The organism is Xenorhabdus sp. TS4 (assembly GCF_014467265.1).
Lineage (GTDB): Bacteria > Pseudomonadota > Gammaproteobacteria > Enterobacterales > Enterobacteriaceae > Xenorhabdus > Xenorhabdus ehlersii.
The window spans coordinates 68,193-86,781 of the sequence record NZ_NKHQ01000024.1 but is presented as its reverse complement, the minus strand read 5'-3'; the positions used below and the strand labels follow the sequence as shown (position 1 = coordinate 86,781).

Sequence of the window (18,589 nt, the reverse complement as noted above, 5' to 3'; positions counted from 1 at the left end):
CCGTTAAAACAGCGCTTCCATTTCAGCCAATATCTGCATGCACCATTCGCCTAAGCGTTCATCTGTTTGTTCGAATTGGTTCACATCATCCAGAGCCAGCCCGACAAAATGTTTACCATCTTCGGACAGCGGTTTCGGGCTGGTAAATTCATAACCGTCTGTTGGCCAAAACCCAATAAACTGTACACCCGTTGGTAGCAGATGGTGATACAGCATTCCCAATGCATCCAAAAACCATTCACCATAATCGATCTGATCGCCCATTCCATACATAGCAACGATTTTTCCTGCCAGATCTAACGAGGGAAGTTGATCCCAAATAGCCAGCCAATCCTCCTGTAATTCACCGAAATCCCAAGTAGGGATACCGAGGACCAGGACAGAATATTCCTCCATCAAGCGGGGATCACAATCCTTGACATCATGTAGTTCGATCAGATCTTCACCGAGTATATCGCGTATTTTTTCTGCTACCATTTCTGTATAACAGGTACTGGAGCCGTAAAAGAGACCAATTTTCATCATTAATTATCAGGGAATTTCGAATATCAAGATCGGTATTGTAACAGAATAATTGCTTTTTCAGGCATAATAGCCGATTGGAAGGCGCAGATAGGCAGACAGAAAGGGGGAATAAGGAGAAATAATGCCAAGAAAACACCACCTATCAGATAACTACTCATCGGAAGATGATGGAATTAAACAGCATCCAACGGAACCACATCCATCGGCCAATCCCCTGATAGAGCAATTTCTTGATACCATCTGGCTGGAAAAAGATCTGGCTGAAAATACCTTGATTTCTTATCAACTTGATTTACAAGCCTTGAACAATTGGCTGGTACATTATGGTCATGATTTACTTTCAGTGCAGTCGATAGAATTACAATCATTTTTGGCTGAGCGAGTGGATGGCGGTTATAAAGCCAGTAGTTCAGCCCGATTGTTGAGCGCAATGCGACGATTGTTTCAGTATCTATATCGTGAAAGAATGCGGGAAGATGATCCAACAGCATTATTATCTGCGCCTAAATTGCCTAAACGACTGCCTAAGGACTTAAGTGAAAAACAAGTTGAAGATTTGCTTAACACGCCTTTAGTTGACCAACCAATCGAATTGCGGGATAAAGCTATGTTGGAAGTGCTTTATGCTTGCGGATTGCGAGTTTCAGAACTGGTTGGCCTGACCTTATCTGATGTGAGCTTACGTCAGGGAGTGGTCAGAATTGTGGGTAAGGGAAATAAGGAAAGATTGGTTCCTTTGGGAGAAGAGGCTGTTTATTGGCTGGAAAAATATCTGGAATATGGACGCCCGTGGTTATTAAATGGTTCTGTATCTGATGTATTTTTCCCCAGTAAGCGCGGAACGCAGATGACACGCCAGACATTCTGGCATCGGATCAAACATTATGCCGTATTGGCAAGCATTGATGCTGAACGCTTGTCACCCCATGTCTTACGCCATGCTTTTGCAACACATTTACTTAATCATGGTGCAGACTTGCGTGTTGTGCAGATGTTATTAGGCCATAGTGACCTCTCCACAACCCAGATTTACACCCATGTAGCCACTGAACGTCTCAAAGTGCTGCATCAACAACATCACCCCCGTGGATAGCTGCGGAGTTAAGTGAAAATAAAGGAACGAATAATGAAGAAGATCGCGTTTTGCCTTTCATTACTGTTGACAGCTGTTGTCAGCAATGCCTTTGCTGATGAGAGTACTATCAATAATACACTGTCTAAAATGGGAATTAAGGCAGAAAGTATCACTCCATCACCACTACCAGGTGTGAGTTCAATTTTAACCGAGCATGGCATTATTTATATGTCTGATGATGGTAAGTACCTGTTACAAGGGCCACTTTATGATATTAGTGGCAAAGTACCCAAAAATGTCAGCAGCCAGGTTGTGATTAAAAAATTGGAAGCTTTGAAAAATCAAATGATTATTTACAAAGCGCCAAAAGAAAAACAGGTTGTTACTGTTTTTACTGATATTACCTGTGGTTATTGCCGTAAATTGCATGAGAGTATGCAAGAATACAACGAATTGGGGATTACTGTCCGTTACCTAGCGTTTCCTCGTCATGGTTTGCAACACCAGTCAGCTAAAGATATGCAGTCTATTTGGTGCAGTGCAACACCGAGTAAGTCACTGAATGCTGCTTTCAAAGGCGAAAATATCTCCCCAATTAAAGAGTGTAAGACAGATATCGCTAAACAATATCAGTTAGGCTTGCAGTTTGGTGTTCAGGGCACACCGGCGATCGTCCTAAAAGATGGCAGCGTGCTCGGTGGTTACTTGTCACCGAAAGATTTGCAGGCTGCGTTGGAACATCATGGCGAATAATTGAAATCGTTCATGTTCCCATTCAGTGAATACAAAAACTCGTGAATAAAAAATCAGTGAATAAGAAACTGTGAGTAGAGAAATACAACTCCGCCGCCGGCCAGTGGCGGATCCTGGTCATCTTCCCAACGATATTCATCCGTTATTGCGCCGCTTATACGCTATGCGTGGCATACGTCAAGCCGATGAATTGGAGCGTAGTGCAAAGGGACTTCTCAATTACCAATCCCTCAATGGCATTGAGCAGGCAGTTGCCTTGTTGATCACTGCATTACATGAACATTGGCGTATCGTGATTGTTGGTGATTTTGATGCTGATGGGGCAACCAGTACCGCATTGAGCATCCGCGCCTTGCGTGCAATGGGATATCGTAACCTTGACTATCTTGTTCCAAACCGTTTTGAGGATGGTTATGGATTAAGCATTCAGGTGGTTGATGAAGTTGTTAAAAGAAGCGCAGATCTGATTATCACCGTAGATAATGGGATCTCGTCCCATGATGGTGTAGCTGCGGCACATCAACATGGCATCAAGGTGATCGTCACTGATCACCATTTACCGGGCGAAATACTGCCAGCCGCAGATGCCATTATTAATCCCAATTTAGTTGACTGCTCCTTTCCTTCTAAGGCCCTGGCAGGGGTTGGTGTTGCATTTTATCTGATGTCTGCACTCAGGGCTGAATTGCGCAAATTGGCATGGTTTGAGCAACAAGGTATTCCATTACCCAATTTGGCGGAGCTGCTGGATTTAGTGGCATTGGGTACAGTGGCTGACGTGGTTCCCCTCGATACCAATAACCGCATTCTGGTATATCAAGGACTCAATCGCATTCGGGCAGGGCGTTGCTGTGCGGGAATACGGGCGCTGCTCGAAATTTCCAAACGGGAATTGACAAAATTGGCAGCCAGTGATTTGGGATTTGCGTTGGGGCCACGATTAAATGCAGCCGGACGTCTGGATGATATGTCCGTTGGGGTGGCATTATTACTGGCCGATGACATGACGCAAGCCCGTCAGATTGCTTGCGAGTTGGATGGCCTGAACCAAACTCGTCGGGAAATCGAACAAGGTATGCAGCAAGAGGCCTTGCAGATTTGCGATAAAATCGAGCGAACCCATACCCAATTACCTTACGGATTAGCAATTTACCATCCCGAATGGCATCAGGGGGTTGTGGGTATTTTGGCATCACGTATAAAAGAGCGTTTTCATCGTCCTGTCATTGCTTTTGCTCCGGCGGGCGATGGCACTTTGAAAGGTTCAGGACGTTCCGTAAATGGCTTACATATGCGAGATGCACTTGAACGTCTTGATACTCTGCACTCAGGATTGATGTTGAAATTTGGTGGTCATGCGATGGCAGCGGGATTGTCGATTGAACAAGACAAATTTGACCTCTTTCAGCGCTATTTTTCCGAGTTGGTAGCAGACTGGATGGATATAGCCCAACTTGAAGGGGTGATCTGGAGCGACGGTGAATTAGCATTGGAAGAGTTATCGCTGGAAGTTGCTGAAATTCTGCGTGATGGAGGCCCGTGGGGGCAGGCGTTTGCGGAACCCGTTTTTGACGGCAAATTCAAGCTACTGCAACAGCGCATCGTGGGTGAAAAGCACCTGAAAGTCATGCTTGAACCATTAAATGGTGGACCAATGTTAGATGGCATTGCATTTAATATTGATGTCAGTTGCTGGCCGGATAATAGTATTAAAACGGTAGAATTGGCTTATAAACTGGATATTAACGAATTTCGTGGTAATCGTGATGTCCAGCTTTTGATCCAGCATATTTGGCCCTATTGAATGAACTTAGTTTTCGAACTGCATTTAAAAGATGAAGGCTATAAACCCCTTGATAGATCCGTTACAATACGCGGTTCGAAAATATCCATGCGACCATCATTTATTCATAATACACAAGTATAAGACACAAAATATGTTTGAAATTAATCCGGTAAAAAATCACATTCAGGACCTGTCTGAGCGGACAGCAGTTCTGAGGGGGTATCTTTGACTATGATGCCAAGAAAGAACGTTTAGAAGAAGTCAATGCTGAACTCGAACAGCCTGATGTCTGGAATGAACCGGAACGGGCACAGGCGTTGGGTAAAGAGCGTTCATCACTTGAAAGCATCGTAGAAACCATTGATCAGCTGACCCAGGGATTGGAAGATGTGAACGGCCTGCTGGAGCTGGCCGTTGAAGCTGATGATGAAGAAACCTTCAATGAGGCAATCGCTGAGTTGGAACAGCTGGAAGAGAAGCTAAGCCAACTTGAATTCCGTCGCATGTTTTCTGGCGAATATGACAGCGCAAACTGCTATCTGGATCTTCAGGCGGGATCTGGCGGTACAGAAGCACAGGATTGGGCCAGCATGTTGATGCGTATGTACCTGCGTTGGGCAGAGTCCAAAGGCTTTAAGACAGAGATTATTGAAGAGTCTGATGGTGACGTTGCTGGTTTGAAATCTGCCACTATCAAGATCATGGGTGAATATGCTTACGGTTGGTTGCGTACAGAAACCGGCGTTCATCGCTTGGTACGTAAAAGTCCTTTTGATTCAGGTGGTCGTCGTCACACATCATTCAGCTCTGCCTTTATCTACCCAGAAGTGGATGATGATATTGATATCGAAATCAATCCGGCTGATTTACGCATTGATGTATACCGTGCCTCTGGTGCTGGTGGTCAGCACGTTAACAAAACCGAATCTGCAGTACGTATCACTCACGTACCGACGGGTATTGTAACCCAATGCCAGACAGACCGTTCTCAGCATAAAAACAAAGACCAGGCGATGAAACAGTTGAAAGCAAAACTGTACGAACTGGAAATGCAGAAGAAGAATGCAGATAAACAAGCAATGGAAGATAACAAATCGGACATCGGTTGGGGCAGTCAGATTCGCTCCTACGTTTTGGATGATTCCCGCATTAAAGATTTGCGTACTGGTGTAGAAACCCGCAATACACAATCAGTGCTGGATGGGGATTTGGATAAATTCATTGAGGCAAGCTTAAAAGCTGGCTTGTGAGGAACTAAAATGTCACAACAACAACAGGGAGCTGAACAGGCTCCTGATTTAAATAACGAACTGAAAACTCGCCGTGAAAAACTGGCAGCCCTGCGCAGCAATGGCATTGCTTTCCCAAATGATTTTCGCCGCGAAAACATTTCCGCAGATCTGCATACCCAATACGATGACAAGACTAAGGAAGAATTGGAAGAACTGGACATCGAAGTAACCGTTGCTGGTCGCATGATGACACGTCGTATTATGGGTAAGGCCTCTTTTGCCACCCTGCAAGATATGGGTGGTCGCATTCAGATTTACGTTTCCCGTGATGATCTGCCGGAAGGTATTTACAATACTCAGTTCAAGAAGTGGGATTTGGGTGACATTTTAGGCGCACGCGGTAAGCTGTTTAAAACTCAAACGGGTGAGCTTTCTATCCATTGTACTGAGCTGCGCCTGCTGACTAAGGCATTGCGCCCACTACCGGATAAATTCCACGGCTTGGCGGATCAGGAAACTCGCTATCGTCAGCGTTATTTGGATCTGATCTCGAATGATGAATCACGCAAGGCATTCCAGATCCGTTCCCACGTGATGTCGGCATTACGCAGCTTCATGATCCAAAAAGACTTCATGGAAGTTGAAACGCCAATGATGCAGGCGATCCCAGGTGGTGCAAGTGCGCGTCCATTCATTACGCACCATAACGCGCTGGATATCGACATGTACCTGCGCATTGCGCCGGAATTGTACCTGAAACGTTTAGTGGTAGGTGGTTTTGAGCGTGTTTTCGAAATCAACCGCAACTTCCGTAATGAAGGTGTTTCTCCGCGCCACAACCCAGAGTTCACTATGATGGAACTCTACATGGCATACGCGGATTACCAAGATCTGATTGTACTGACCGAAGAACTGTTCCGTACTTTGACTCAAGAAGTACTGGGTACAACATTGGTGAAATACGGCGAACAGGAATTCGATTTTGGTCAGCCTTTTGCCAAGATGACTATGAAAGAAGCGATCTGCAAATATCGTCCAGAAACCAACATGGCGGATCTGGATGATATGGACAAAGCGGTTGCTATCGCGAAATCCTTGGGCATTGATGTTGAAAAGGGCTGGGGCTTAGGTCGTGTTCAGTGTGAAATCTTTGAAGAAACCGCAGAAAGCCACCTGATTCAGCCGACATTCATTACAGAATATCCGGCAGAAGTTTCTCCGTTGGCACGTCGTAACGATGATAACCCATTCATTACTGATCGTTTTGAATTCTTCATTGGTGGCCGTGAAATTGGTAATGGCTTCTCGGAGCTGAACGACGCGGAAGATCAGGCAGAGCGCTTTGCAGAGCAGGTTCGCCAGAAAGATCAGGGTGATGACGAAGCGATGTTCTATGATGAAGACTACATTACTGCGTTGGAGCACGGCTTGCCGCCAACAGCAGGTTTAGGGATTGGTATCGACCGTATGGTGATGTTGTTCACTGACAGCCATACCATCCGTGACGTTATCCTGTTCCCGGCAATGCGTCCGCATACGCATAAATAATCATTTTTTGATTAAAACCAGTTAAACGCTCTGTCCGATTAATCGGCCAGAGCGTTTTTACATATATCAAAAAAACTTAAATAACTGGCTAAAATACAGATAAATATTAACGATATACTACTTGTTGAGATTCAGTAAGAGGTATATATTTAACGCCATCACTTCGTTGATGCGAGTGTAGTTCAATGGCAGAACGAGAGCTTCCCAAGCTCTATACGAGGGTTCGATTCCCTTCACTCGCTCCAAATAAACATCTCCCGCAGTCAATGAAAGTCTACTAATACCAGTAAAATAAAAGAAAAACCCCAAATTACACTCTATTATCGTCTACTGATATCTATTGCAATATATCCCAATCAGGGGGATATATGGGGGTATATTTTTGTACCCCCTAAACTGTACTTAGCTAGCGATGAACCACGAGGATTCTGTTTCTTATCTGAACAGTATTCCAGCGGAAGAGCCGCAAGGATATAACACTTATGGATGGATTAAAGAATAGGAAAATGGGAAAAATAGAACAGGTATAAAAATGAAACAGATAAAGAGCCGCTGATAAATTGGCGACTCCAATATCTGGAATGTATTACATATAATCTGACTACAGCAACGAACAAGGATGATATTGATGTTTCTGCAATGGGTTAAACGGGCATTTATTTGGGTAATAAAAGGCATTTTTAAGGAAATTAGAGGGTTTATAGCAGCCATGTTTGTGCTGTTTACTTTCATTGGTGGATTTAGTCTGAAGTTCGAATTCATGCTGTTATTTTCAGTGCTGATAGCAGTCCTTTACTCCCCTGAAATTTGGTGGTTTCTGAAAGCCAGAATAAATAATAAAAATCGGCGTTAGTTGCTTTCATAACCCTAATCTATTCAGAGAGAAACTGATGCTGCGTATTGATATACCTTGGCAAGCACAAGATCATTTATTCAAAGTGGTAATTTCTTCTCCGATTTCAAATCGGGAAAATCAGCTTTCTCTTTTAGCGGGTTCATTGGGCGAAAATTTGGCTGATTGACGGGCCAAGTTGAGGATCACGGCGTATAATTGCTCATGCGTTCGGAAGGCGGAACGAAAAAATGCTTAAAAAGCTCCTGAAAAAATTATCTCGATTCAATGTCGCTTTCCCCTAAAATGCCCGACCAAGTTATTGGTACTTTTATCGAAAAAAGAATACTACATTTAAGGTAGTTCAACGGATTGAATACGTGACCTATATTTTTTTATACTCCGCAGGAGTCGCTGCAACCAATTTTTTGAAGTTTCTATGAAAGTGGCTTTGGTCATAAAAACCTAATTCAGTGGCTACAGATGCTATATTCATTCCCTGTTTCAAAAGTACTTTTGCTTCATTAATGCGCATTGCAATTTGCATAGCATGTGGAGTAATACCATATGCCTTTCGAAATGCGTGGATAATATGATATTCACTCAATTGAGAATGAACAGCAATATCCTTTACCGATATATTGTTTCGAAAATTTTCACAAATATATTCATACGCCTTAGATACATTACCTTTTGGTACAACTTTCTCTAAAGGTATTAAGTTGGACTGTGAAAACAGATTGGAAAAAAAAGAGATGCTTTCTTCTTCCGTTTTCATTTTGTCTTTATCAAGAATAATTGTGTTGGCTAATTCTTGAAACTGTACATAAAGTTCTGGAGAATCGGTATGATTAATTGAGAACGGGATAAAATTTGTTACTCTTTCACCTACAACCATCGATTGCACATAACCTAACCATTTGGGACATACATACAGCATTTTGTAGCTCCAATTTGTATCTGGTACTGGGTTGCATGAATGGACCTCTAGAGGGTTAATTATGACAAGAGAACCTTTTTGTATTCTACGTTCAATATTACTATTGAAGTAATCACTATAACCGCAATCTACAGCTCCAATGGAAAATTCTTCATGAGTGTGTTTCCCGTAACAGGCTTTCGAGTTTTTAGAAGAGCGCAGCTCAATGGGTACTGCGCTCGAACGATAGAATTTTTGCTTGGTCATCTGTGTTCATACCCTTCCAGGGGCTGTTGATGTTTTGTGAGGAATTATTAGACAGTAAGATGATTTGGTATAATTACTTTCGCCAAAAAACGACCAGATCTCACCATCAATGCCGCGAATCATGTTAACACAGATCTCCATTGGAATAAGTTATCTGCGTTAATGCAACACACGGTTTGGATTTATCACAAACCTGAACATTGCTTGACCTTTGAAGGCATTCTTTACCGAATGAGAACGAGCATTCCTTGGCGTGCGATTTACCGTCAGAATTCGGCAAATGGAATAGCGTTTTTCAGTGTTTTATGTCTGGTCAAAGAAAGGTATTCTACCGCTCATTTTCAAGTGGTTATCTGTATTTGCTGATAGGGAATGGTCATTTATTGACGGAAGTATCGTCCGGGCTCACCAGCATAGTGCAGGAGTGGCTTCAGATGATGAGGCTATTGGCAAAAGTTGTAGAGGATGTTCAACCAAAATCCATTTGGTAATCGATAGTTATGGTTTGCCTGTTCAGTTCGCCAGAGTTACACATTTTAGGGCAATAGCAACAAGATACGATAAACTTGAACGGAATTATGCCAGTATGTTGGCACTGGCATTTATCATTATCTGGTTACCGATGTGGGTTGAATGAATTATGACCTTAAAACATCAACAGACCCTAACTTGACATAAAAAAAGTATATACGACCGTAATTGCTAACAATAGCCCCATAGTGAGATTGAAAAGCTTATAATGTTTAGGTATGTCCAAAACTGTCCTAATCGTTATTCCCAAAACAGCCCATGCTGAAATTGATGCATAACAGACAATAAAAAAAATCGCACAAAAAAGTAGTAGTGCATTAATCTCTGCATCGTGACTATTAAAAACAGATATGCCTGCTAAAGATACAATCCATGCTTTCGGGTTAAGCCATTGGCACATTATTCCTTGTATAAGGGATGGAGCACTGGTCTCTAGTTCACTATCATCACCGATCATCGGGTTTTGCATAGCAACTTTATATGCCAGATATAACAAGAAACAGCCTCCTATATAGGTAAGCATTTCGGTTAGATATGGCACCTCATTTATAACTTGGGCTAATCCAAAACCTAGTAAAAATAGAATCGATACAAAACCAATTGTAGCACCGGTTATATGTGGGATAGTTCGAATATATCCGCAATTGGCTCCGGTAACTGTCGCTATTATGTTTACAGGTCCTGGCGATATAGAAGTTACAAGGGCAAAAACTGCCATTGCAATTAATTGAGACATAAGCATCTACCTCCTAAAAATCAGTTACTTCTCCAGAGCCATTAATAAAGCGATGTTCTTGCAAATCAACAATGCGGTACCGTTTTGCTTTGATTTTTCCCTCTTTGCAATAACCAGCTTTGCTTTCCCAAAATCCTTGTTCGAACTCATCAGTAAAGTACAATTCAGACAAGCACTTAACCCCTTTGTACCGATATAGAGAAAAGTCGACTAGACGGATAGGGTAACCTTCTTCCAAAGATAGGGGTTCACCGTCCACCGCCCAAATAATCATCGCTCTATTTTCTAATGCATTACTAAGGGATATTGTAGAGTCATACACTCCCTTACTTGTACCTAAACTTATCTGCTTCAAATTATATGAAAGATATTTTGCTTGGTTTATCCCTAGATATTTCAATAGGTCTTCTAGTAAGACTCCTGTCCAGTTTCTTCTGATACTCCAATTGCAAACACACACAACTCGGCGGCTTTCTGTTATTGGTGCAATGTTTTTAAGGTCTTCGAATGCGACAAGAATTGGTGTTGACTCATGAGGTAAAAATATCTTGAGCGCCCATTCTTTCATATCAATAGAATCATATGATTCAGGTGGCCCTTCTTGGTAGTACCGTAAAGAAGAAGGTTTCTTATCAATATATGGAGTACTCATATTTTCCTTTCTTATGTATCTATTATAGAGATTTGACACAGCGTAAACCTACGATGTTGTCTCGTACTGTTGGAGGGTAGTTATCTCTGCATGTACAGCGCATATAATCTTCATCATGCAGCCCTGAACCACCCCGAACTATATGATCGTCAGTAGGGATACTAAGATAAACGGGATCAATATGAGTTTTATCCCAACTGTAATTTGGGTAGTAATTATCTAGACACCACTCAGCTAGATTACCTGCCATATCAATACAACCAAATGGGGAGCGATTCTGTGGATGTGCATCCCAATCCGTGGATTTTCGGTTGAGCTCAGCTGGCTCACAGTCTGGGGCATAGTTTGCAATCGTAATAGATGGCTCGCTATTTCCCCATGGATAGAGTCGATTATCGTTCCCCTTCGCAGCAAACTCCCACTGTGCTTCAGTTGGTAATTCCTTACCTACAAATGTTGCGTATGCGACAGCTTCATACCAACTAATGCCGGTTACTGGCTGCTTTGGTTGGTTCCAATTAGAATCATGCCAATATAAAGGTTCTGAAATGCCATTATCTTGGATAAACTGAAAACCTTCTTCTGACCAATATTCCCTACTTCTATAGCCCCCCTGCTCAATGAATACCGCAAACTCAGCGTTGGTTACAGGGTGAACATCAATGAAAAAATCACTAAGGGTAACTACGTGTACAGGCTGCTCATCAGGGCTCAACTCTGAACCGCGTAGATAAGGAGATCCTGTCACTAAAACCATATCAATTAAGTTGTTCATCGTATTAACTTCATATTTCCAGTTTGCTTAATGATGACTTTTTTGTCGCCGTACACCGCTATGCCCAAATATTCGATGCTGTCCTCACTGGCAGCCTCTAACCTACTTGAGTAATCCTCATAACTCTTAGTGCTTTTTGCCACGTTCGAGAAGTCAACTATCGTAGCGTGTGATTGTAATTGAAAACGAATTTCCTTTATCTCGCTTGCCGTTGCCGCAAGAATTGGGATTGGGATACGAGTGATCCCAAAATGTTCCCCTCCATCACGGTTCTTGATATTGTCACCTACGAGCTCAGGATGAGCCTTGCCAAGGCTAAGAGCTAGCACTGCTGCTGTGTTTGCAATGACTCCAAGAGGAAGATCTTTATCGATTACCAATACACACTTTTTGTCATTCATTATGCCACTTTCCTTTTATGAATTTGGTTGTTAGAAAATACCCCCCATGTCATTTCAATATGTAGAGGGTGAGATATTGCTGTAAGTCCATAATGTTTAATTGCATCAGCATTTGCTAAGCAACAATCAACGTCGCCGTTTACAACTAGCCTCGCTCCATTGCTTGTAGAGTTCGTAATCTCTATTTCTAAATGAGCATCAGATATTCCAAAAATCTTGTCTTCAGCTGATTCAATTAGGCTCTCTAAACGAGATAGAGGCGCGTGATGCGTAGCTATTTTTATGGTTTGGTGCTCAGCTATCTTTTTCTCTAAGGCGAGGGACGTTTTACAACCAAGATAATAAGCGGGAGGTGAATAGAAAAACGACCCAAGTAGAAGGGTATTTTTGTTCATGTAAAAGTTATCTACTCGCTGATATGCATTGGCGACTAGAAAAATGCATGACTCATTCTTTTCCACATACTCAGAAGCGAGTTCAAAAGTATCAAAAAGAAGTATGTCTAAGGGGCCTCCAATTAAGTTGGTCAGATATTTCGCTGCTGATTGACTGCTTGTTCCTTCAGGTCCAAGAGTCGCGATTGAAGTGATTTGTTGGGGGTTCCTAATCCAAAAGTTATCAGTGTTAAATATCATCTCATAATTCGCTTAAGTTTAATTTACATTAACGATATTCCTGCCTAAATGTTAAATATTGCACAAAATTGTTGTTTATAGAATTACGAAAAATAAGAGCGTAGAATCTATTTCAATATATCCTGAAACAATGGGGCACGTATTCAATCCGTTGAACTACCTTAAATGTAGTATTCTCTTTTGATAAAAGTACTGATAACTTTGTCGGGCATTTCAGGGGAAAGCGACATTGAATCGAGATAATTTTTTCAGGGGCTTTTTAAGCGTTTTTTCGTTCTGTCTTCCGAACGCATGAGCAATTATACGCTTTGTAACTATTCACCCCCTACATCTTACCGATAAAAAACGAGGTGTTTATCACAACATCTAACTATTGGTATCATGACCCCTTTTGTAGGTTATATATTTAGATCTTTATGCCCTTATGATGATATCATTTCATACTGTTATGCATGAAAAAGGGACATTTCTAAATTAACGGGCAATTGCCACATCCGCTTTAATATGTTTAAGGTGAACTACAATCGTAAAGGTCACAACCACCAATAATGACCATGCCCCCCATTTTCCCGCATGAACAACAGACCAAGCGCCTAATTGATTTGGGTATTGCCAGATCCCAAAGAAGGTACCGAAGTTTTCCGCCAACCAAATAAAAAAACCAATCAGTATAAAAGCAAGTAATAGTGGCATACTGCGTTCTTTATCCAACGGCGTATAAAAAACAGTGCCGCGTGCATACAAACCACAAATAAAAGCAGTTAAGTACCAGCGATAATCATCAATATAATGATGACTAAAGAAGTTGATATAAATTGCCAGTGCGACCAGTGTTGCCATCCAATAAGGTGGGTAATGCTCAATCCGTACTTTAAAAAAGCGCCACGACTGTATAATGTAGCTCCCCACGGCCGCATACATAAAACCTGTAAATAGTGGGACTCCCCAAAGCTTAGTAAACGCAGCATCAGGATATTGCCATGAACTAATAGATGCTGATGTTTTAAATAGCTCCATCATAAAACCGACTAAGTGGAAGACACAAATTGCTTTCAATTCATCCCATGTTTCGAGTTTTAACCGTATTAGTAATGCTTGAAAGGTCACTGCAAATACTAATAGTATATCATAACGTGGTATGCCCACTATGCCTTTTGCTGGAACCAAAAATAAAGCCAAAAAAAAGAAACCAGCAAATAAGCACGAGCGTGCATTAATCAATCCAAAAAAAAGAAACTCTAAAATAAATCGCTTAACATCTGTGCTGTTATTAGGCACATGAGCCATTAAGAAGTTATCAACTTTACGTAGAACATTTAGTTTCTGGCACATATTTTCCATTTAATTAACCCTGTTGGTATTATTTGTTGTTAATTCATTACGATAATGCCTATTTCACGCCGCGAATTCTAGCAAGAAATAGCATTAATGTTGATATGTAATGCCAGGGCGGTACACGAATACCTAAATTATTCATGGTGAGATCAACGATTTGCTCTTTAATTTCGGCCTGACAGGCGCGATAGGAATGATAAATCCAGTCCCATATATCAGATGGTTCTAATTTTGTCGTTCAAAAATACATACGATTCTTAGGGAATATTTCAATATTTTCTGAATATAGTGTTAGTGCTGAACATTGTTGTGCAAAGCGAATACTTTCTTTCAGTTCCATCCCCTCTAACCAGCAATGTACCAGGCCAGCCATCATGGCATCACCCGCTCCGTTGGTATTAACAATATTGGTACTGATTGCACTTGAACATCCTGATGTATTATCCATTTCACTATAATAAACACCTTCTGCATCCATACTCAAAATTAAGCGTTGGACGCCATGTTGATGAAACCAGTGTGCCGCATCAGCGGCATCTTTTTGAGTTTCAATTTTTATGCCACTAAGGATTTCTGCCTCAGTTCGATTGGGTTTTAAAGTATGAATATAAGAGAGAAAATTGCGAATTTTGGATGCCTTAGATCTTGAAACCGTATCAACAAAAATTGGAACATTGCCGGCATTATTAAATAGCCATTTTAGAGTTTCTTCAGTTAAATTACAATCAATGATTAATACATTCGCATGTTGAATTAAAGATTTAGCTTGAGCTAATAACGTAGGAGTTAATTTCTCCAGAATACTCATATCATTAACTGTAACGACACATTTTCCATTTTCATCTATAACAGAATTGCAGATTGAGGTTTTTTCACCATCTAATTTATGGAAATAGTTAACATTAACCCCTATCGACTTTGTATGATCAAACAGTATTTTGCCGTTTGAGTCATTACCGATAACAGAAATTAAATAACTTTCATTTTTTAATAAGGCAATATTTTGAGCGATATTCCTTCCTACACCACCTGGTGTAGAAATAATTTTCCCTGGGTTGGAATCTTCATAAATTAATTTGGCAGAGGTATAACTTGTTAAATCTATATTAGCTGCGCCAACCGTTACAGTATAAATATCATTAGATAAGATATATCCTTTGCCTTTAATATAACCTTTTTTACTTAGGTTCATAATATGTCCTGCAACACATGAGCGACTGATTCTGAGAATATCAGCAATTTCTTGTTGCTGAATGAAAGGATCACGCTTTAGAAGTTGCAATATCTGGTTTTCCCTTTTTGACATATCACACCTTTGGTTGTTTTTTTACACTGATGTTTTATTGCATATCTGACGGACAGTAAAGGCTATTTTTGTATTTATTTCTCATTTATGAGAATATGATCGTAAGATTGATAAGGCCAAAAAATGACATAAAAATGTGATATTCATCTCAAATATTATGCTGAAAAATTAATAAAAATTAGATACCTAAATACATCAAGCAAGTAAACTATATTATATCCTATTATAATCCCTTTTAAAACAGTGTATTAGGTCGATTTATGGAAATTGCAAACATATGTTTGGTTTTTATGATCTGTTGATTCTCATGGCGAGGTAAAACTGGAATATATAGTGGGGGAAAAACCCTAGCTACATATAGTTAGCTATGTAACCAGGGGAGTTAATCTACAATTCAAATTCCGTTAGTCAGGTATTATTTTTTATCATCCAACATATGGTATGAAACGGCAATACCTGCGGCTTGACCAGCAAGTGAAGGTTCATCGCTAGCTAAGTACAGTCCTGCAATATAGTGTCCATCAACAGCATATTTTCTATATTTTGTCGCGTAGCGCTCACCGACTCTGAGTTGACGCCCATCACTTAACGTAAATAATGCCTCATCAACAGCGCCATTGCCCCATACTTCCAATCTTTCGATAACACTATCATTGAGTTCAATTGAACTCGTTTCTGATGTTACTGTGCCAAGTGTATAGGATGAACCGTTGGCAAAGGTGATTTTAATACCCCCCACTCTAGGTGCATTTCCAATTCTTTGTACATATCCAAGCAAGGATTGTATTTTATTGTATTTGCCGTTGATTAAAGATGGCTTAAAGGGTTCCTGCATTTGATCGTCTTCTGTAAGAGCCTGAATTCTCATTTTGTTAGTCTGACGATCAAATACAGTTGAATAACTGATAGTTTTAGGATAAAAACCACTTTCGAGGCTATTGTTTTGTAGATGTTCAATTAACTCAATACACTCTAAACCGTGTAATAAACAATATCCTCTTACAGAGAGTAAATTATTAGTGACACTCGATGCTGTTGATGTATTTATGGCATCATTATATTCATTCGTATACATCGTATGGATGTAACTCTTGGCCTTGTCGACCAATTTATCGATAAGCTGTTTTAACTCATTGACTTCAATATCTGTCAGCCCAATATCATTTTTCTTCTCTATTCCCATTTTCCAATAAGGGATTTGTAACATAACCGTGTTAGTGTACATCGGCAGGATCTGGTAGTTTGTTTTATTATCAAAAGACTTGAATTTTTCATCTATACTCACCAGGTATCTAGCCAGGAACATATATGCGTCATGACTTTCCTGACTGCCAGGCGAGGTTTCCAGCATGTATTGCACATGTTCCATTTTCCCCTTGATTTCTTGTATATCTCCATTAAGTATTCCTTTAATAGTTTGCAGAACGGCATTCTCTATCATCTGTTCTACTTTTTGGAGGATCTGTTCCCATGTATTATCTTTCTGTTGAGGCCAAAATAGTCCCAATAGGAAGGACATTGCAGAGCCTGCTCCTGGAATAAACCCTACGCCGCCAATAATCGCATCCTTTATAATTGATGACATATCCCATTCATAATCAGGGGTAGATGTTGTATAAGGCACAATAAGCATAACATCAGTGAGTTCAGGTAATGTTTCATTTTCAGATACATTAATCGGTGAGATATTCATAATTTTATTTTACCTTAATTCCTTAGTTAAATAGTGCGTTAGTTATTTTCATCTTGTTACTTATTATATCCGGTAACAAAGGCACGTTTATCGGTATCGTTATAAATGACAACTTTACTGTAATATAAAGCGTTATTCGGTGATTGTAATATTCCGTCTTTCCCGGCTTTCACTATGATAGAGGAATATTCGAACCATTCTGATGTGAAAGAATGAGACCAATAAAAAACAGCCCTAACTGATGATGCGGGGCCAGAATTGGCTACATAGTAATTGGGACGAGTTTCGGGAATAATCGGTGTATCGGTTCTTGTTGCTTCAATAGAAGAGTGTGGCTCTATTGTCATATCCCTATAAGGACTGGCTGTAAGAGGGTCTGATGCTGGTGTGTTTGTATTATAAGTTAATGGTTCTGGATTGGAATCGTTATTGCTTATGACTGTAACGGTACTGCCACTTATATTTATATTGATTGTATTCATACGGTGTTATCCTATTTTAAAAATTGATTAAAATATAGTTTTTGTTGCTTTTAATTTTTTGGTTATTTATTTTACGGCGTTTTTACTATGGCTATAGTATGTGATTATTTATAATTATGGTAGATTTCTCCTTACAGTTGAGATTTATTTTATTATTGAGAATGAATCTATATATTATGACCGCGGCTATTCTAAACATATTGGTATGGTTGGATAAAATATAAAAAATGTAAGTTTGGTTTAAAAATTATGCTGCTTATTGAAATGATATTATTGGTATATAGATATGGTTAACATTTATTAATAGGTATGGATAAATAATAGCATGTCTATTTTGAATAAGATTGATAATTTTATTAGTGTAAGGTATAAATAGCCCTATTGTTAATAATATAAGTTTACTTCTATAAATAAACATTAATATAATTAAATATAGCCCAATATTATTGGGCTAATAGTAATATTTATAAGTATTCTCTAAGCAACTGCATTTTGATATAAATCCCAACGATTCCCATAAATATCTTCAAAAACGACTACCATGCCATATTCTTCCTGACGAGGTTCCTCACAGAAATGGACACCATTTTCTTTCATTTTGTGATAATCGCGCCAAAAGCCATCAGTTTGCAGGAACAAGAATACCCGTCCACCACATTGGTTACCAATAAACGCTTCTTGCCTTTCGTTAGATGCTTTTGCCAACAGTAAGTTGCAATCACTTTCAGGATTTGGAGTTACAACAACCCATCTTTTTCCTGGCTGTGGCGTATCTTCTACCAACGTAAACCCCAATTTATTAGTGTAATAGTCGATAGCTTTATCGTAATCATCTACAACGATAGCAACGTAACCCATACATCTTTTTTGTGTTCTCATAGTATTCCTACTATTTTACGGCTTAAAAATTACAACCTGCGGGTGCCTAATTCCACGTTTCTTGCTGGCTGGATAAGGACGGTTCCTTGCTCGTCACAAACCGCAGCCAAAACCAAAACTTCGGATTTGAATCCTGCAACACGCCTTGAGGTGGGGGAAATTGATGATTTTTCCAACGCGAATGTCGCGTGACATAAAGGTATCAGTTGTAGCGGGTGTCAGAGTTG

Annotated in this window: 18 protein-coding genes, 1 tRNA gene and 1 pseudogene; 8 read left to right on the top strand and 12 right to left on the bottom strand. The window is 40.2% G+C overall.

From position 1 onward, the window contains the following. Positions 1–3: 3 nt before the first annotated feature. Positions 4–522, bottom strand: a complete 519-nt coding sequence (fldB, locus tag Xets_RS11810) for a flavodoxin FldB (RefSeq protein ID WP_099131713.1) — start codon at positions 520–522, stop codon at positions 4–6. Positions 523–646: 124 nt separating this feature from the next. Here fldB and xerD point away from each other — a divergent pair, with 124 nt between their 5' ends. From xerD to Xets_RS24680, 7 genes are all read left to right on the top strand, one after another. Then, the gene (gene xerD / locus Xets_RS11805; protein WP_255430617.1) at positions 647–1,618 is read left to right on the top strand and encodes a site-specific tyrosine recombinase XerD; all 972 of its coding nucleotides are present in this window, start codon (positions 647–649) and stop codon (positions 1,616–1,618) included. Between the two features lie 33 nt (positions 1,619–1,651). Then, positions 1,652–2,353 carry a bifunctional protein-disulfide isomerase/oxidoreductase DsbC gene (gene dsbC, locus Xets_RS11800; protein WP_099131651.1) on the top strand — a complete coding sequence of 234 codons (702 nt, stop codon included), beginning with the start codon at positions 1,652–1,654 and terminating at the stop codon, positions 2,351–2,353. A 70-nt stretch (positions 2,354–2,423) separates the two neighbouring features. Further along, positions 2,424–4,157 carry a single-stranded-DNA-specific exonuclease RecJ gene (recJ, locus tag Xets_RS11795; protein ID WP_187651712.1) on the top strand — a complete coding sequence of 578 codons (1,734 nt, stop codon included), beginning with the start codon at positions 2,424–2,426 and terminating at the stop codon, positions 4,155–4,157. A 133-nt stretch (positions 4,158–4,290) separates the two neighbouring features. Continuing rightward, a protein-coding gene (prfB, locus tag Xets_RS11790) for a peptide chain release factor 2 (RefSeq protein ID WP_187651711.1) occupies positions 4,291–5,389 on the top strand; the annotation gives its coding sequence in 2 pieces (ribosomal slippage) (positions 4,291–4,365 and positions 4,367–5,389; 1,098 coding nt in all). Between the two features lie 9 nt (positions 5,390–5,398). Further along, positions 5,399–6,919, top strand: coding sequence for a lysine--tRNA ligase (lysS, locus tag Xets_RS11785; protein ID WP_187651710.1), 1,521 nt, complete (start codon positions 5,399–5,401; stop codon positions 6,917–6,919). Between the two features lie 171 nt (positions 6,920–7,090). Further along, positions 7,091–7,164, top strand: a tRNA-Gly gene (locus tag Xets_RS11780). A 645-nt stretch (positions 7,165–7,809) separates the two neighbouring features. Continuing rightward, positions 7,810–7,941 (top strand): hypothetical protein, encoded by a 132-nt coding sequence (locus tag Xets_RS24680; RefSeq protein ID WP_255430616.1) that lies wholly within the window; start codon positions 7,810–7,812, stop codon positions 7,939–7,941. A 195-nt stretch (positions 7,942–8,136) separates the two neighbouring features. Here Xets_RS24680 and Xets_RS11775 read toward each other — a convergent pair whose 3' ends face one another. Further along, positions 8,137–8,937 carry an AraC family transcriptional regulator gene (locus Xets_RS11775; protein ID WP_099131656.1) on the bottom strand — a complete coding sequence of 267 codons (801 nt, stop codon included), beginning with the start codon at positions 8,935–8,937 and terminating at the stop codon, positions 8,137–8,139. 109 nt (positions 8,938–9,046) lie between these two features. On the opposite strand from Xets_RS11775, the pseudogene Xets_RS11770 reads away from it, so the two are divergent. Next, a pseudogene (locus Xets_RS11770) lies at positions 9,047–9,574 on the top strand (transposase). A gap of 27 nt (positions 9,575–9,601) precedes the next feature. Here Xets_RS11770 and Xets_RS11765 read toward each other — a convergent pair. The 10 genes from Xets_RS11765 to Xets_RS11720 all read right to left on the bottom strand — a co-directional run bounded on the left by Xets_RS11765 (position 9,602) and on the right by Xets_RS11720 (position 18,362). Further along, complete coding sequence (locus Xets_RS11765) at positions 9,602–10,204, bottom strand: LysE family translocator (protein WP_099131715.1); 603 nt, start codon at positions 10,202–10,204, stop codon at positions 9,602–9,604. A gap of 13 nt (positions 10,205–10,217) precedes the next feature. Continuing rightward, entirely contained in the window at positions 10,218–10,856 is a 639-nt protein-coding gene (locus Xets_RS11760; RefSeq protein WP_099131657.1) for a molybdopterin-dependent oxidoreductase, read from the bottom strand. A gap of 22 nt (positions 10,857–10,878) precedes the next feature. Next, positions 10,879–11,631 (bottom strand): SUMF1/EgtB/PvdO family nonheme iron enzyme, encoded by a 753-nt coding sequence (locus Xets_RS11755; protein ID WP_099131658.1) that lies wholly within the window; start codon positions 11,629–11,631, stop codon positions 10,879–10,881. Beyond that, on the bottom strand, positions 11,628–12,032 hold the full coding sequence (locus tag Xets_RS11750) for a DUF2000 domain-containing protein (RefSeq protein ID WP_099131659.1): 405 nt from the start codon (positions 12,030–12,032) through the stop codon (positions 11,628–11,630). Before Xets_RS11750 ends, Xets_RS11755 begins: the two co-directional genes overlap by 4 nt. Continuing rightward, positions 12,032–12,667 carry a hypothetical protein gene (locus Xets_RS11745; protein WP_208638601.1) on the bottom strand — a complete coding sequence of 212 codons (636 nt, stop codon included), beginning with the start codon at positions 12,665–12,667 and terminating at the stop codon, positions 12,032–12,034. Before Xets_RS11745 ends, Xets_RS11750 begins: the two co-directional genes overlap by 1 nt. A gap of 474 nt (positions 12,668–13,141) precedes the next feature. Further along, on the bottom strand, positions 13,142–14,008 hold the full coding sequence (locus Xets_RS11740) for a DUF817 domain-containing protein (RefSeq protein WP_099131660.1): 867 nt from the start codon (positions 14,006–14,008) through the stop codon (positions 13,142–13,144). A 232-nt stretch (positions 14,009–14,240) separates the two neighbouring features. Next, positions 14,241–15,308 (bottom strand): PfkB family carbohydrate kinase, encoded by a 1,068-nt coding sequence (locus Xets_RS11735; protein ID WP_099131661.1) that lies wholly within the window; start codon positions 15,306–15,308, stop codon positions 14,241–14,243. Between the two features lie 415 nt (positions 15,309–15,723). Beyond that, a complete protein-coding gene (locus tag Xets_RS11730; RefSeq protein ID WP_099131662.1) occupies positions 15,724–17,001 on the bottom strand; it encodes an insecticidal delta-endotoxin Cry8Ea1 family protein in 1,278 nt (425 codons plus the stop codon). 56 nt (positions 17,002–17,057) lie between these two features. After that, entirely contained in the window at positions 17,058–17,483 is a 426-nt protein-coding gene (locus tag Xets_RS11725) for a JHE-like toxin PirA (protein ID WP_099131663.1), read from the bottom strand. A gap of 477 nt (positions 17,484–17,960) precedes the next feature. Next, entirely contained in the window at positions 17,961–18,362 is a 402-nt protein-coding gene (locus Xets_RS11720) for a VOC family protein (RefSeq protein ID WP_099131664.1), read from the bottom strand. Positions 18,363–18,589: the final 227 nt, after the last annotated feature.